At 69.2% G+C, this 14,311-nt stretch carries 10 protein-coding genes and 1 tRNA gene; 9 read left to right on the top strand and 2 right to left on the bottom strand.

The genetic code is table 11. The annotated features are described in order from the left end of the window. The first annotated feature begins 47 nt into the window (after positions 1–47). The gene (locus PARJ55_RS0118650; protein ID WP_028714393.1) at positions 48–338 is read left to right on the top strand and encodes a hypothetical protein; all 291 of its coding nucleotides are present in this window, start codon (positions 48–50) and stop codon (positions 336–338) included. Positions 339–1,455: 1,117 nt separating this feature from the next. Here PARJ55_RS0118650 and PARJ55_RS0118655 read toward each other — a convergent pair. Then, positions 1,456–1,545: transfer RNA gene (locus PARJ55_RS0118655), tRNA-Ser, on the bottom strand. Between the two features lie 936 nt (positions 1,546–2,481). Here PARJ55_RS0118655 and PARJ55_RS0118665 point away from each other — a divergent pair. From PARJ55_RS0118665 to kynU, 7 genes are all read left to right on the top strand, one after another. After that, entirely contained in the window at positions 2,482–3,930 is a 1,449-nt protein-coding gene (locus PARJ55_RS0118665) for a putative nucleotidyltransferase substrate binding domain-containing protein (RefSeq protein WP_028714394.1), read from the top strand. Beyond that, positions 3,927–4,172: a hypothetical protein gene (locus PARJ55_RS0118670; RefSeq protein ID WP_028714395.1), complete on the top strand. Its 246-nt coding sequence runs from the start codon at positions 3,927–3,929 to the stop codon at positions 4,170–4,172. Before PARJ55_RS0118665 ends, PARJ55_RS0118670 begins: the two co-directional genes overlap by 4 nt. Further along, positions 4,169–6,874 carry an ATP-binding protein gene (locus PARJ55_RS0118675; protein WP_028714396.1) on the top strand — a complete coding sequence of 902 codons (2,706 nt, stop codon included), beginning with the start codon at positions 4,169–4,171 and terminating at the stop codon, positions 6,872–6,874. The genes PARJ55_RS0118670 and PARJ55_RS0118675 overlap by 4 nt, the downstream gene beginning before the upstream one ends. Then, positions 6,864–7,229 (top strand): response regulator transcription factor, encoded by a 366-nt coding sequence (locus PARJ55_RS0118680; protein ID WP_028714397.1) that lies wholly within the window; start codon positions 6,864–6,866, stop codon positions 7,227–7,229. Before PARJ55_RS0118675 ends, PARJ55_RS0118680 begins: the two co-directional genes overlap by 11 nt. After that, positions 7,226–9,358, top strand: a complete 2,133-nt coding sequence (locus PARJ55_RS0118685; protein WP_028714398.1) for an exonuclease domain-containing protein — start codon at positions 7,226–7,228, stop codon at positions 9,356–9,358. Before PARJ55_RS0118680 ends, PARJ55_RS0118685 begins: the two co-directional genes overlap by 4 nt. A 114-nt stretch (positions 9,359–9,472) precedes the next feature. Beyond that, positions 9,473–10,501 carry a substrate-binding domain-containing protein gene (locus tag PARJ55_RS0118690; RefSeq protein WP_028714399.1) on the top strand — a complete coding sequence of 343 codons (1,029 nt, stop codon included), beginning with the start codon at positions 9,473–9,475 and terminating at the stop codon, positions 10,499–10,501. A 17-nt stretch (positions 10,502–10,518) separates the two neighbouring features. Beyond that, positions 10,519–11,763 (top strand): kynureninase, encoded by a 1,245-nt coding sequence (gene kynU / locus PARJ55_RS0118695; protein ID WP_028714400.1) that lies wholly within the window; start codon positions 10,519–10,521, stop codon positions 11,761–11,763. Positions 11,764–11,766: 3 nt separating this feature from the next. Here kynU and PARJ55_RS0118700 read toward each other — a convergent pair whose 3' ends face one another. Next, a complete protein-coding gene (locus tag PARJ55_RS0118700) occupies positions 11,767–12,540 on the bottom strand; it encodes a DeoR/GlpR family DNA-binding transcription regulator (protein ID WP_028714401.1) in 774 nt (257 codons plus the stop codon). A gap of 190 nt (positions 12,541–12,730) precedes the next feature. On the opposite strand from PARJ55_RS0118700, the gene glpK reads away from it, so the two are divergent. After that, entirely contained in the window at positions 12,731–14,218 is a 1,488-nt protein-coding gene (glpK, locus tag PARJ55_RS0118705) for a glycerol kinase GlpK (protein WP_028714402.1), read from the top strand. Positions 14,219–14,311: the final 93 nt, after the last annotated feature.

The following is a 14,311-nucleotide window of genomic DNA, read 5'->3' on the forward strand; positions in this document are numbered from 1 at the left end:
CGCAATTCGTGTCGCAGCGTAAGTAATTGAAATTAAAAAATGTCGCAATGTCGCAAATGTCGCAAGAGGTCAGGGCCCCGCATAAGGCCAAGCAGGCCGACGACGACCAGCTTGAGCGCATGGCACAGCGCATTCGGGCACGCGCGATCCGCCGGGCGGGTGAACTGCTCAAGCAGATCGAGCCCGGACAGGGCGCACGGGATGGAAAACGGGAGGCGGGCGACCACCCCCCGTTGCCGTCTGACGCCGCCCGTGAGGCGGGCAAGCCGCCGCCGATCTTGGCTTCTGGGGCGAAGGATCACTTGAAGGCCCCCTTGAAGGTTCAAGATTTTCTTTAGCTTTTTCAGAACTTTCTTCCAGACCAGAAGAAGGTTGCCGGAGGGCTGTCCGCGAAGCTGGCATGTCCCCGCTCACCCTAAGATTACCCTAATGCCGTGCCAATGCAGCCATGCCCCTTCACGGTCCATAGGAAGGCTGCTGGGACACGTTCCGCGGTTTGGCTGGGGGCCTTTAATGCGGGAAAGAAGGTGGTTGCCCGCCTCTCTTCACCCGCGCGCGGGCATCGACATAGGGGTCCCCCCAAAATTGGGGAAGGCGGGGGGAGGTCAAACTCTGGAACCCTGCAACAGGGGACCAGCAACGACCAGTGAATTTTTTTCCGTGCAGTTTGAAGGGGGATTTTCCGCAGCACGGTGCAAATCAGAACATTAGGGGGGGCGACCGCCTTAATGTTTTGGCCCGCGCGTGCGTGGAGGTGATAGCAGATTGAGCCGAACCCCAGTGGAAGGCCTTCAGAAACATCGGCAGGCGGCCACCCGAGTTTTCCCGCGCCGACGCAGCCCGCTCGCGTGGGGGCAATATCAGCGGACGGCGCAATCGCAACTTGCGAAAGCAACCCGTCTCGCCCGCGCGTGTGGGGAATTTATGGGCGACCACACCCAATTCACCCGAGAGCATGCCGCCCGCGATGCGGGATTTTTAGGACACCCTAAAGGGGGATGCCGCGCTAGTGCGGTGATACCCCTTCACGGCCAGTAAGGGGGCGCTGGGACGCGCCTTTGGTATTGCGGTGCTTCGCCGGAAAGCGCCTGTGCGCAGCGCTGTGGAGCTGTGTGGCTAATCTATTGCAGGAAATAGGCTTTGTTATTTTAATCCCTGCCGTCACCCCGGCCTTGTTTGGGCTGAGCAATCAGACGGCTTCCCGGTTCATGTCTGTCGCCACCACCTACGATGGCAAATTCCCCAGATTGGGGAATCTGAGCCTGTCGATGCCCTTCGCCTGCGCGCACGAGAGTTCACGGTCACGGCAACGGGCGCAATTCTGCGCGGGTCACAGACGGACATCATTCCCTAACATTCCCGCACAATCCTTTGCAGAGTGGGGGACGCGATGGGGGAATAAAATTCAAGCAAAGTCTTTTTTCTTAGTGAAATCAGCGCGTTACAAGATTGGTATGGCGGAGACGAAGGGATTCGAACCCTCGAGGCGGTTTCCCGCCTGCACCCTTAGCAGGGGTGTGCCTTCGACCACTCGGCCACGTCTCCGTCGCCCCGTATATGGATCGGGCATCGCGGAAACAAGGGCTTTTTCGCAAGCAGAACCGGCGCCGGTCGCCCGCATTGAACCGCACCGGGCTTGCCGGAGGCTGATTTTGGTGAGTTACGGGACCATGGTTCAGTTCCAGGGTCGTAATGAGCTTGAATCATAGGTCGCCGACCAGAGGAAGCCCTTTTGTCAACACGACCTAGATCGCGCCCATCTCCCCGGACAGGGCCTGGTACATCGCTGGCCGGATCTGCCGGCGCGTTCTCCAAGACCTTCAGGCTTGCCGGCCCCTTCGGCGCCACCAGTCCGGACTGGGCCAGATGCCCGCGGAGGGCGTTGATGAGTTGCTTGCGCTGCCGGACCAGGCGTTGATGCGTCCGAAACGGTCGTCCATCAGGGCGCCATCGGTTCAAGCCCGATGGACGACGCGCGACCCTGTGTGTCGGCACTCTTGACCGCCACGAACCGCATGGCCGGGCGCAGGGCTGCCTCCGCCATGGCCTCAGCATCAGCCCGGCCATGCTTCCGGCGCTTTACGAACGGCTTCACATACACAGCACACCAGACGTATTTCGTGACCGTGGGATTGCGCAACGCGGCCCCGGTGATGCGACGTGGCGCAGGCTTCCATGGCCACCACGCAGGCGGGTTGCTCCGCCAGTAGCGCTGCAAACCATCATGGCATACAAGATGCCGGCGGGTGGGGGCATCCGCCGCATCGGTTCACATCACCTCTCGTCATGCGCCGGGTGTTGTGAAGGCCCCGCGCTTGGGCCTATCAATGGAACGCGAGCAGGAGGAACGCCGGTTGGCGCCGGGCAGCGCCCGCAAGGGCCTGGCACGGCGCGGTTACAGGGTTGGGAGGGGCAGGGGGCCATGCGTGATTCCTCTGACGGCAAGGTTTGGTCCGCATCCGGCGCGCAGGAGGGCGGGCGGTGACGGGGGCCGACGATCCGCTGCGCCACGAGCAGCGCGAGATGGTGACGCTGGTCACCGCGCGGGTGCGCGACGCCATCCTGCGCAAGCCGCATTTCGTCGATGCGGATACCGATCTGGTCACGCTCTGCGGCGAGCTGGCGGCGCGCGGCATCGCCGATGCGCTGGTGCGCGACGGCGACAGGCTCGGCATCTTCACCACGACGAACCTCGTGCAGGCGATCCTGCGCGATGCGCCGCCCGCGGCGCTGAAGGTGCGCGACTTCACCAGCTTCACCCCCCGCTCGGTTTCGGTCGAGGACGACCTTTACGACGCGATGATGCTGATGCTGCGGCACCGCATCCACCGCGTGCTGGTGCGCAAGGGCGATGAGGTGGTCGGCATCCTCAGCCAGATGGACCTGATGGGCTTCCTGGCCAACCAGTCTCATCTGGTCTCGGCCGAGATCGCGCGGGCGACCAGCCCGGCCGAACTGGCCCGGCCCGCAGCCCAGGTCGAGGCGCTGATCCGCGTCCTGCACGGCGACGGCGTCCGCATCGAGGTCATCGCCGGGCTGGTGGGCGGGCTGAACCGGCAGATCTTTCGCCGGCTGTGGCAGATGCTGGCGCCGCAGGCGCTGCGCGAGAACAGCTGCCTGATCGTCATGGGCAGCGAGGGCCGGTCCGAACAGATCATCCGCACCGATCAGGACAATGCGCTGATCCTGCGCGAGGGTTTCGCCTTCGACGGGCTCGACCGCGTGACGCGGGCCTTCACCGAGGCGCTGATTTCCTTCGGCTATCCGCCCTGTCCCGGCGGCATCATGCTGAGCCGGCCGCTGTGGTGCCAGGACGTGCAGGGCTTCGGCGACACGCTGCGCGACTGGATCCATGGCGACGACCCCGAGGGGCCGATGAACCTGGCCATCTTCCTCGACGCCGCCGCCGTCGCCGGGGACGAGAGCCTGCTGGCCGCGCTGCGCGAGCGGTTGCGGCGCATGCTGACCGGCAGCGACAGCTTTCACGCCCGCTTCGCCGCCGCGGTCCGGCAGTTCGACAGCGGCGCCGAGGGCGGCTGGTGGCGCCGCCTGCCGGGCCTGCGCGGGCCCGAAGCGGCCGAGATCGACCTGAAGAAGCTGGGCATCTTTCCGGTGGTGCATGGCACCCGGGCGCTGGCGCTGGAGCATGGCGTGGCCGCGACCGGCACCGCCGCCCGGCTGCAGGCGCTGTCCGCGGCGGGGCGCATCGACGCCGGGCTGGCCCGCGACCTGGCCGATGCGCTGCATTGCATGATGGCGCTGAAGCTGGACAGCAACCTGGCGCAGATCGCCCGCGGGCAGGCGCCCGACAACAGCATCCGCCCGGCCGAGCTGGGCCGGCTGGACCGGCAGGCCCTGCGCGATTCGCTGAACATCGTGCGGGACTTCAAGCAATGGCTGGGCCAGCATTACCGGCTGGACCTGCTATGAGGCGGCGCGACGGACCCCCGGCGCAGGTGCTGCTGGCGCTGTGCGGCGCCGGTTTCCTGCTGTTCAACTTTCCGCTGCTGCTGATCTGGGACCAGCCGCTGACGGTGCTTGGCCTGCCGCTTCTGCCGGTGGCGCTGTTCGTGATCTGGGCGGGGCTGATCGCGGCGCTGGCCTGGGTCAGCGCGTCGCGCGGCGGGCGGGGCGGCAAGGAGCCGGAGAAGCCGAAGGAGCGGGACGGATGATCCAGCCCGGCCTCGTCCTTGCGGTCTCCTTCGGCTATCTGCTGCTGCTGGTGGCGGTGGCGGCGCATGGCGACCGCCGCGCCGATCAGGGGCGCTCGCTGATCGACAGCAGCTTTGTCTATGCGCTGTCCTGGGGGGTCTATTGCTCGGCCTGGACCTATTTCGGCAGCGTGGGCCGGGCGGCTTCGGGCGGGGTGTGGTTCCTGCCGATCTATCTGGGGCCGATGCTGGCCATGCTGCTGGCCTGGCTGGTCCTGCGCAAGATGGTGCGGATCGCGCGCAGCTACCGCATCACCTCGATCGCGGATTTCATCGCCAGCCGCTACGGCAAGAGCCCGCTGCTGGCGGCGCTGGTGACGCTGATCACCGTGGTCGGCATCCTGCCCTATATCGCTTTGCAGCTGAAGGCGGTCTCGGCCGGCTACGAGGCGCTGACCGGCGGCTTGGGCCAGTCCGATGCCGCCTGGTGGCGCGACGGCACGCTTTACATGGCGCTGTCGCTGGCCGGCTTCGCGGTGGTCTTTGGCACCCGCCACCTCGACCTGTCCGAGCGGCACGAGGGCATGGTCGCCGCCATCGCCTTTGAATCCGCGGTCAAGCTTGCGGCCTTTCTGGCGGTCGGCGTCTTCGTCACCTACGGGCTTTTCGGCGGCATGGGCGACATCTGGGCGCGCGCGCAGGCCCAGCCCGACATCGCCGGCCTCCTGCGCCTGGGCGGGGAGGGATTCGAGGGCTTCCAGGGCGCGCAATGGTTCGCGCTGACGCTTCTGTCCATGCTCTCGGTCCTGATGCTGCCGCGCCAGTTCCAGATGATGGTGGTCGAATGCGTGAACGAGCGGCACATCCTGCGCGCTTCGTGGCTGTTTCCGGCCTATCTGCTGCTGATCAACATCTTCGTGCTGCCCATCGCCATCGGCGGCATGCTGATCCTTGGCGACGGCGGGGCGGGGGCGGAAAGCTACGTGCTGACGCTGCCTCTGTCGCAGGGCATGGAATGGCTGGCGCTGCTGGCCTATCTGGGCGGGCTTTCGGCGGCGACCGGCATGATCATCGTCGAGACCGTCGCCGTCTCGACCATGGTCTGCAACGACCTGGTGATGCCGGCGCTGCTGCGCGGCGGCCGCTTTGCCCGCACCGGCGGCGACCTGACCCGGCTTTTGCTGAACATCCGCCGCGCCGCGATCCTTCTGGTGCTGCTGCTCGGCTATCTGTATTTCCGCATCGCGGGCGAGGCCTATGCGCTGGTCTCGATCGGGCTGATCAGCTTTGCCGCGGTGGCGCAATTCGCCCCGGCGCTGCTGGGCGGCATGTATTGGCAGGGTGCGACGCGGGCCGGGGCGCTTGGCGGGCTGATCGGCGGCTCGCTGGTCTGGGCCTATACCCTGATGCTGCCCTCGCTGGCGCGTTCGGGCTGGATCGGGGCGGGCTTCCTCGACGGTCCCTTCGGCCTGGCCTTCCTGGCGCCGCAGCGCCTGTTCGGACTGACCGGCTTTGACGAGCTGACCCATTCGCTGTTCTGGAGCCTGACGGTCAATATCGGGCTTTACGTCGGCCTGTCGCTCATGGGCCGCGCCTCGGCGCGCGAGGCCAGCCAGGCGCTGCTGTTCGTCGACGTGTTCGAGCGCGGAGAGGCGCAGCCGGTGTTCTGGCGCGGCCGGGCGCGGCTTGAGGATCTGCGCCGGCTGGCGGGCCGCTTTCTGGGCGCCGCGCGGGCCGAGGCGCTGTTTCGCGACCACGCGCGCGAGACCGGCACCGCGCTGGACAGCCTGACCGCCGATGCCCGGCTGGTCGATCGGATCGAGCGCCAGATCGCCGGCGCCATCGGCACCGCCTCGGCCCGGGTCATGGTGGAATCGGTGGCGCAGGAGGAGCCGCTGAGCGTCGGCGACGTGCTGGAGATCATCGACGAGGCCTCGCAGGTGCGCAACTACGCCCGAGAGCTTGAGGAAGCCACGGTCGAACTGCGCGCCGCCAATGAAAAGCTGAAAAGCCTCGACCAGCTCAAGGACGACTTCATGTCCTCGGTCACGCATGAGCTGCGCACGCCGCTGACCTCGATCCGGGCGCTGACCGAGCTGATGCTGGACACGCCCGACATCCAGCCGCAGGAGCGCGAGGAGTTCCTGAACATCATCCTGTCGGAAAGCGAAAGGCTGAGCCGGCTGGTCAACCAGGTGCTGGACCTCGCCAAGATCGAATCCGGCATGGCGGAATGGCACAATACCGAGGTGGACATGAAGGCGCTGGTCGCGGCGGCCCTGCGCTCGACCGCCGAGCTGTTCCGCGAGCGCGGCGCCGAGGTGCTGGCCGACCTGCCCGACCGGGTGCCGGCGGTGCTGGCCGATCCCGACCGGGTGACGCAGGTTCTGGTCAACCTGCTGTCGAATGCCGCGAAATTCGTCCCCGAGGGCCGCGGCCGGGTCGAGGTGGCGCTGCGCCAGCGCGGCGACGAGCTGGTGGTCACGGTGCGCGACAACGGCCCCGGCGTCGCGCCCGAGGACCAGGCCGCCGTCTTCGACAAGTTCCGCCAGGGCGGCGAGGCCGGAAACCGCCCGCCCGGCACCGGGCTCGGGCTTCCGATCAGCCGGCAGATCGTGGTTAATCTGGGGGGCAGGATGTGGCTGGACAGCCAGCCGGGGCAGGGCGCGTGCTTCGCCTTCAGCCTGCCGCTTCACAGCAAGGGAGGGTCCGATGACGGATAGGGTGCTGATCGCGGATGACGAGCCGAACATCGTCGTGTCGCTGTCCTTCATGCTGAAGCGCGAGGGTTACGAGGTGATGGTGGCCCCCGACGGCACGCAGGCGCTGGCGATGATCCGCGGCGAGCGGCCCCGGCTGGTGCTGCTGGACGCCGCCATGCCGGGCATGACCGGATTCGAGGTCTGCGAGGCGGTGCGCGCCGATCCCGACCTCTCCGGCATCCGCATCATGATGCTGACCGCCAAGGGCCGCGACACCGACATCGCCCGCGGCATGGGCGCGGGCGCCGACGCCTATGTGACGAAGCCCTTCTCGACCCGCGATCTGATCGTCCGCATCCGCGAGATGCTGGCATGAAGCCCGGCCTGCGCCGCCTGTTGCTTGTCGCTGCGCCGGGACTGGCCCTGGCGCTTTGGGCGCTGGCCGGCGCGGTGCTGTTCGGGGCAGCGTTGCCGCCGGATCAGCGCGCCGGGCTTGGGGCGGCGCTTGCCCCGGCGCTGCAGGGCAGCGGCGCGATCCTGTTCGGCTGGTGGCTGGCCGGCGCGGCGCTGGCCGGCTGGCTGGCCGTGCGGCTGCATGCCCGCCATGTGCGGGCCCCGGCGCGGCTGGCCGATGCGGCGCGGCTGCTGGCCGACAATGCCGACGCCCCGCTGCTTCAGGCCGACGCCCCCGGTGCCCCTGCCGCGCTGGCCGAGGCGGTGAACCGCTTGGCCGGTCAGCGCCAGACCCTGCGGACCGACATGGCCCGGCTGGTGGCCGAGGCGCAGCAGAAGGTGGCGCAGGAACGCGACCAGCTTGGCGCGCTGATGGCCGAGCTGCGCCAAAGCGTCGTGGTCTGCAATCTCGACGGCCGCATCCTGCTTTACAACGACCATGCCCGCGGCCTGTTTCATCGCGTCTCGGGCGGCCAGCCCATCGCCGGCGGGGCCGAGCTGATCGGGCTGGGACGCTCGATCCACGCGGTGATCGACCGGGCGCTGATCGACCATGCGCGCGAGACGGTGGACCGGCATATCGCCCGCGGCGACATGGCGGTTTCGGCGCAATTCGTCACCACCACGCCCTCGGGCAGCCTGCTGCATGTGGTGCTGGCCCCGGTGCGTCCGCAAGGCGGCGCACCCGATGCGGTCAGCGGCTATGTGCTGCTGCTGGACGACATCACCCGCGACTACGCCGCCCAGTCCCGCCGCGACCGCAGCCTGACCGAGCTGACCGAGGCCAGCCGCGCCTCGCTGGCCAACATGCAGGCGGCGCTGGACATGCTGGACTATCCCGACCTGGAGCCGGCCGAGCGCGACGGTTTCCATGCCATCGTCCGCGACGAGGTGGCGGCCATGGGTCAGCGGCTGGCGGCAATGACGGCGGATGCCTCGCAAGAGATCCTGACCCGCTGGCCCCTGCAGGAGATGCTGGGCGACGACCTGCTGGCGGCGGCGGCCCAGCATGTGCTGGCGCAGACCGGGCGGGTGGCCAAGGTCGAGAATGCCGACGGGGAACTCTGGCTGCGGCTGGATAGCTTTTCGCTGATCCAGGCGCTTGGCGCGCTGGCGGAATCGCTGTCGGGGCCGCAGGGGATGCCGTCCCTGACGCTGCGCCTTGCGCCTGCCGCGACGCCGGGCTGGGCGCATCTGGATCTGGTCTGGCCGCTTGATCCGGCCGCGCCGCCCGCCGGCGCCAGCGGCGGCGCGCAGGCCGCCGCCCGCGACATCGCCGAGCGGCACGGCGGCGAGTTGTGGCTGGAGCAGGACCGCCCGGCGGGCCTGTCCTTCCTTCGTTTCCTGCTGCCCACCGCCGAGGCCGGACCCGAGGCCGCGGCGCTGGAGGCGCGGCCCGAATTCTACGATTTCGACCTGTTCGCGGCCAGCGATTCCAGCCGCTCTCTGGACGACCAGCCGCTGGAGCGGCTGGCCTATACCGTCTTCGACACCGAGACGACCGGGCTGAACCCGGGCCAGGGCGACGAGATCATCCAGATCGGCGCGGTGCGCATCCTGAACGGCAAGCTTCTGGGGGGCGAGCGTTTCGACCAGCTGGTCGATCCGGGCCGCGAGATCCCGCCCGAGTCGATCCCCTATCACGGCATCCGCCCCGAGATGGTGCGGGGCCAGCCCCGCATCGCCGAGGTGCTGCCGGCCTTCCACGCCTATGCCTCGGACACGGTGCTGGTCGGCCATAACGTCGCCTTCGACATGCGCTTCCTGCAAATGAAGGAGGCCGCGACCGGGCTGCGCTTCGACCAGCCGGTGCTGGACACGCTGCTTCTGGCCAGCATTGCCCAGCCGCACGAGCCCTCGCATTCGCTCGAGGCCATCGCGGCGCGGCTGGGGGTCGAGATCACCCACCGCCACAATGCCGCCGGCGACGCGCTGGTGACGGCCCAGGTCTTCCTGCGGCTTCTGCCGCTGCTCGGGGCGCGCGGCATCGTCACGCTGGGTCAGGCCCGGGCCGAGGCCGAGCATTCCTATTACGCCCGGCTGCGCTATTGACCCCCTGCCCGCGCCGGCGGGCCGGGCCGCCGCTATGGACCGGTGCGGGCGGATGCTCTAGACATTGCGGGGGCGGCAGGACTGCGGCCCGGGCTTTCCGGAGGAGCTGGGGAATTGGCCACGCTGAAGGATGTCGCGCGCGCCGCCGGGCTGTCGATCACCCAGACCAGCCGGGCGCTGAACGACCATTCCGACGTGAACGAGATGACGCGCAAGCGGGTCAAGGCCGTGGCGCGTTCGCTGAACTATCAGGCCAATATCTCGGCGCGCAAGCTGGTCACCGGGCGCTCGGGCATGGTGGCGCTGGTGGTGCCGCAATCGACCAATCTGGCCCAGGACGGGCTGTTCATCGAGGGCGTTGCCGGGCTGTCGGCGCAGTTCTCGGGCCGCGGCATGCAGTTCGTGCTGCATGTCGCGCGGCAGGACGCGCCGATCGTCGAGGTCTATCAGCGCCTGATCGGCAACGGCATGCTGGACGGCTTCGTGCTGTTCAGCCCCTTGGACGACGACCCGCGCGCGGCCTTCCTGCGCCAGAACGACATCCCCTTCGTCGTGCATGGCCGCATCGGACCCACGCCGGACCACGCCTATTTCGACATCGAGAACGAGGGCATCCTGCACCAGATGGCCAGCCACCTGACCGGGCTTGGCCACCGGCGTATCGCGCTGATCAACGGCCGGCAGGGGCTCAGCTTCGCCTCGGCCCGGATGCGCGGCTATCGCCGGGCGCTGGACGAGGCCGGCATCGCCTTCGACCCGGCGCTGACCCGGCACGGCGAGATGACCGAGGCGCTGGGGCTGATCTCGACCGTCGAGATGTTCCGCCTGGGCGGGCCGCGGCCCACCGCGATCATCTGCAGCCATGTCCATATCGCCAAGGGGGTCTACAAGGCGCTGGAGGCGCTGGAGCTGTCGATCCCCGGCGATGTCTCGGTCATGGCGCATGACGACCACATGCCGGCGCTGCGGGCCTCGGCCTTCTTCCCGGCGCTCAGCGTGACCAAGGCGCCGCTGCGCGACAGCTGGGAGCCGCTGGCCGATTGCCTGGCCGGCCTGCTGGAGGGCCGGCCGCTGAAGGAATTGCAGCGCGTCGGCCCGCATGAGCTGATCATCCGCAACTCGACCGGCCCGGCGCCGGAATGAACAGCCAAGGACGGACCATGACCCTTCCCGACCGTGCCGCGATCGAGGCGATGGACGCGCAGGATCCGCTGCGCCATCTGCGCGACGCCTTCATCCTGTCCCCGGACGAGATCTATCTGGACGGCAATTCGCTGGGCGTCCCGACCCGCGCCGCGCAAGAGGAACTGCTGCGCGCCGCCCGCGACGAATGGGCGGGCGGGCTGATCCGCAGCTGGAACGGCGCCGGCTGGTTCGACCTGCCGGTCGAGCTGGGCGACCGCATCGGCGGGCTGGTCGGCGCGGCGCCGGGGCAGGTCGTGGTGGCGGACACCACTTCGGTCAACATCTACAAGGCGCTGCATGCCGCCATGGGCCTGCGGCCGGGGCGCTGCACCATCGTCGCTGAAAGCGGCAGCTTCCCGACCGATCTCTATATCGCCGAGGGCGTGGTCTCGACCCTGCCCGGCGCGCGGCTGCGGCTGGAGGGCGTGGACGGCCCGGCCATCGAGGACATGCTGGACGCCGATGTCGCCGCCGTGCTGGTCAACCATGTGAACTACAAGACCGGCGCATTGCGCGACATGGCCGCGCTGACCGCCCGCATCCAGGCGGCGGGGGCCGTCGCCGTCTGGGACCTGTGCCATTCGGCCGGGGCCCTGCCGGTCGAGCTGGACGCGGCCGGGGCGGATTTCGCGGTCGGCTGCACCTACAAATACCTGAACGGCGGGCCGGGCTCGCCCGCCTTCGTCTATGTCGCGCGCCGGCATCAGGGGCAGGCGCGCCAGCCGCTCAGCGGCTGGTGGGGCCATGCCCGGCCCTTCGCCTTCGAGACCGGCTACGAGGGCGATCCCGGCATCCGCCGCTTTCAATGCGGCACCCAGCCGATCCTGTCGATGCGGGCGCTGAAGGGCGCGCTGGCGATCTGGGACGGGGTGGACATGGCGGCGCTGCGGACGAAAAGCCTGGCCCTGACCGACCTGTTCATCCGGCTGGTCGAGGCGCGCTGCGCCGGGCTGGGGCTGGCGCTGGAAAGCCCGCGCGACGGCGCCCGCCGCGGCAGCCAGGTCGCCTTCCGCCACGACCACGCCTGGCCGGTGATGCAGGCGCTGATCGCGCGCGGAGTGATCGGGGATTTCCGCGCGCCCTCGACGCTGCGCTTCGGCTTCGCGCCGCTTTACCTGCGCCATGTCGACGTGCTGCGCGCGGCCGAACTGCTCGAGGAGGTCCTGCGCGGCGAAAGCTGGCGGGACCCGCGCTTCGCCCTGCGCGCGGCGGTGACCTGAAGCCTAGCCGCCGGCCGGCGGGCAGACCCGCACTGCGGTGCCCCATTCGGCGCAGCGCCGGGTCAGGTCCTCGGGCAGCGGCCGGTCGGTGAAGATCGTGTCCAGCTCGGACAGGCTGGCGATGCGGGCCGGGGCGGGGCGGCCCAGCTTGGAATGGTCGGTGACCAGGAAGGCCCGCCGCGACTGGCGCAGGATGGCGCGGCTGACCCGGACCTCGGCCAGGTCGAAATCCAGCAGGTCGCCGTCATGGTCCAGCGCCGAGGTGCCGATCACCGCGTAATCGACCTTGAACTGCTCGAAGAACTGGGTGGTCAGCTCGCCCACCAGCCCGCCGTCCGAACGCCGCAGCGCGCCGCCCGCCACCATGATCTCGCAGCCCGGATTGGCCAGCAGGATATTGGCGACGTTCATGTTGTTGGTGACGACGGTGATGTTGGAATGGTGGATCAGCGCCCGGGCCACCGCCTCGGTCGTGGTGCCCAGGTTCAGGATCAGGCTGCAATTGTCGGGAATTTCCGCCGCGCAGGCGGCGCCGATGGCGGCCTTGGCCGCGGCATTCATGCGCCGCCGCGCCTCATAGCCCAGGTTCACCGCGCCGGCGCGCGGCACCGCGCCGCCATGCACCCGGTCCAGAAGCCCGGCGCCCGCCATTTCGCCCAGGTCGCGGCGGATGGTCTGCAAGGTCACGTCGAAACGCTGCGCCAGGTCCTCGACCAGAACCCGCCCCTCGGCGCGGGCAAGTTCAAGGATTTCGCTCTGGCGTATGCTGAGGGCCAAGGGCGCTCTCCATCGGCTGGACCGCGATCACTGTAAGCGATCCGCCCCCGCGCGCAAGCGTTCCCTGCCGGGCCGGGAGCCGTCGCGGATGTTCGGATCGCCGGCGCTCCGCCCGGAAACGAAAGCCGCTCTTGACCGCCTGTTTGCCGCGGTGCAGCCTGCGCATCACCCCGAAGCCAGCAGGCCGCCGATGACCCACATTCTTGCCATAGATCAGGGCACCACGTCCTCGCGCGCGATCCTGTTCGATGCGGGGCTGCGCGCGGTGGCAAGCGCCCAGCACGAATTCCCGCAGCATTTCCCGTCTTCCGGCTGGGTCGAGCACGATGCTTCGGATCTTTGGGTCAGCGTTGCGGGGGTGGCGCGTGCGGCGGTGGAGAAGGCCGGGCTGCATGCCGGCGACATCGCCGCCATCGGCATCACCAACCAGCGCGAGACCACGCTCCTCTGGGACCGCAAGACCGGCCGGCCGCTGCACCGCGCCATCGTCTGGCAGGACCGCCGCACCGCCGCCCTTTGCGACCGGCTCAGGGCCGAGGGGCACGAGCCGATGATCGCCGCCCGCACCGGGCTGCTGCTCGACCCGTATTTCTCGGGCTCGAAGCTGAAATGGCTGCTCGACAATATCGACGGCGCCCGCGATCGCGCCCGGCGCGGCGAGCTCGCCTTCGGCACCGTGGACAGCTGGCTGATCTGGAACCTGACCGGGGGCCGCACCCATGCCACCGACGCCACCAATGCCGCCCGCACCCTGCTTTTCAACATCGCCGAGAACCGCTGGGACGCCGAGATCTGCGCGCTTTTCGACATCCCCATGGCCTTGCTGCCCGAGGTGCGCGACTGCGCCGCCGATTTCGGCATGGCGCGGGCCGACCTGTTCGGGCGCGAGATCCCGATCCTGGGCGTCGCCGGCGACCAGCAGGCGGCGACGGTGGGCCAGGCCTGTTTCGCGCCCGGGATGATGAAAGCGACCTATGGCACCGGCTGCTTCGCGCTGCTGAACACCGGGGAGGAGATGGTGGCCTCGAAGAACCGGCTGCTGACCACCATCGCCTACCGGCTGGGGGGCCGGACGAGCTATGCGCTGGAGGGCTCGATCTTCGTGGCCGGGGCGGTGGTGCAATGGCTGCGCGACGGGCTGGGGATCATCCGTTCGGCGGCCGAGACGCAGGGTCTGGCCGAGGCGGCGGATCCGGGGCAGGAGCTGGTCCTGGTGCCGGCCTTCACCGGGCTGGGGGCGCCCTATTGGCGGCCGGACTGCCGGGGCGCGGTGTTCGGGCTGACGCGGAACTCGGGTCCGGCGGAGCTGGCGCGGGCGGCGCTGGAGAGCGTGGGCTTCCAGACCCGCGACCTGTGGGAGGCGATGCGGGCGGACTGGCCGGGCGCCGCTGCGGGGGTGCTGCGGGTGGATGGCGGCATGGCGGCGAGCGACTGGACGATGCGGTTCCTGGCCGACATCCTGGGCGCGCCGGTGGACCGTCCGCGGGTGACCGAGACGACGGCGCTTGGCGCGGGCTATCTGGCGGGGCTGCAGGCGGGCCTGTGCCCGCCGCCCGAGGATTTCGCCCGCGCCTGGGCCTTGGAGCGCCGCTTCGAGCCCGCCATGGCCGAGGGCGAGCGCGAGGCCCGATACGCAAGGTGGAAAAGCGCCGTGGAAGCGACGATGGGGGCGGCATGAGCGGGGACGGCATGAGCGGGTTTTCCTTTGCCCTGCCGGGCCGGGTGATCTTCGGCCGCGGCCAGGCGCAGAACGCCCCGGCGATGATCCGGG

Origin of the sequence: Paracoccus sp. J55 (assembly GCF_000513975.1) — a bacterium.
Taxonomy (GTDB): domain Bacteria; phylum Pseudomonadota; class Alphaproteobacteria; order Rhodobacterales; family Rhodobacteraceae; genus Paracoccus.

What these genes read in the sequence shown, in the direction of transcription:
- PARJ55_RS0118680 (WP_028714397.1), top strand. Translation starts at nt 6,864, where the DNA reads ATGACGGATAGGGTGCTGATCGCGGATGACGAGCCGAACATCGTCGTG.
- PARJ55_RS0118675 (WP_028714396.1), top strand. Translation starts at nt 4,169, where the DNA reads ATGATCCAGCCCGGCCTCGTCCTTGCGGTCTCCTTCGGCTATCTGCTG.
- glpK (WP_028714402.1), top strand. Translation starts at nt 12,731, where the DNA reads ATGACCCACATTCTTGCCATAGATCAGGGCACCACGTCCTCGCGCGCG.
- PARJ55_RS0118670 (WP_028714395.1), top strand. Translation starts at nt 3,927, where the DNA reads ATGAGGCGGCGCGACGGACCCCCGGCGCAGGTGCTGCTGGCGCTGTGC.
- PARJ55_RS0118650 (WP_028714393.1), top strand. Translation starts at nt 48, where the DNA reads ATGTCGCAAATGTCGCAAGAGGTCAGGGCCCCGCATAAGGCCAAGCAG.
- PARJ55_RS0118685 (WP_028714398.1), top strand. Translation starts at nt 7,226, where the DNA reads ATGAAGCCCGGCCTGCGCCGCCTGTTGCTTGTCGCTGCGCCGGGACTG.
- kynU (WP_028714400.1), top strand. Translation starts at nt 10,519, where the DNA reads ATGACCCTTCCCGACCGTGCCGCGATCGAGGCGATGGACGCGCAGGAT.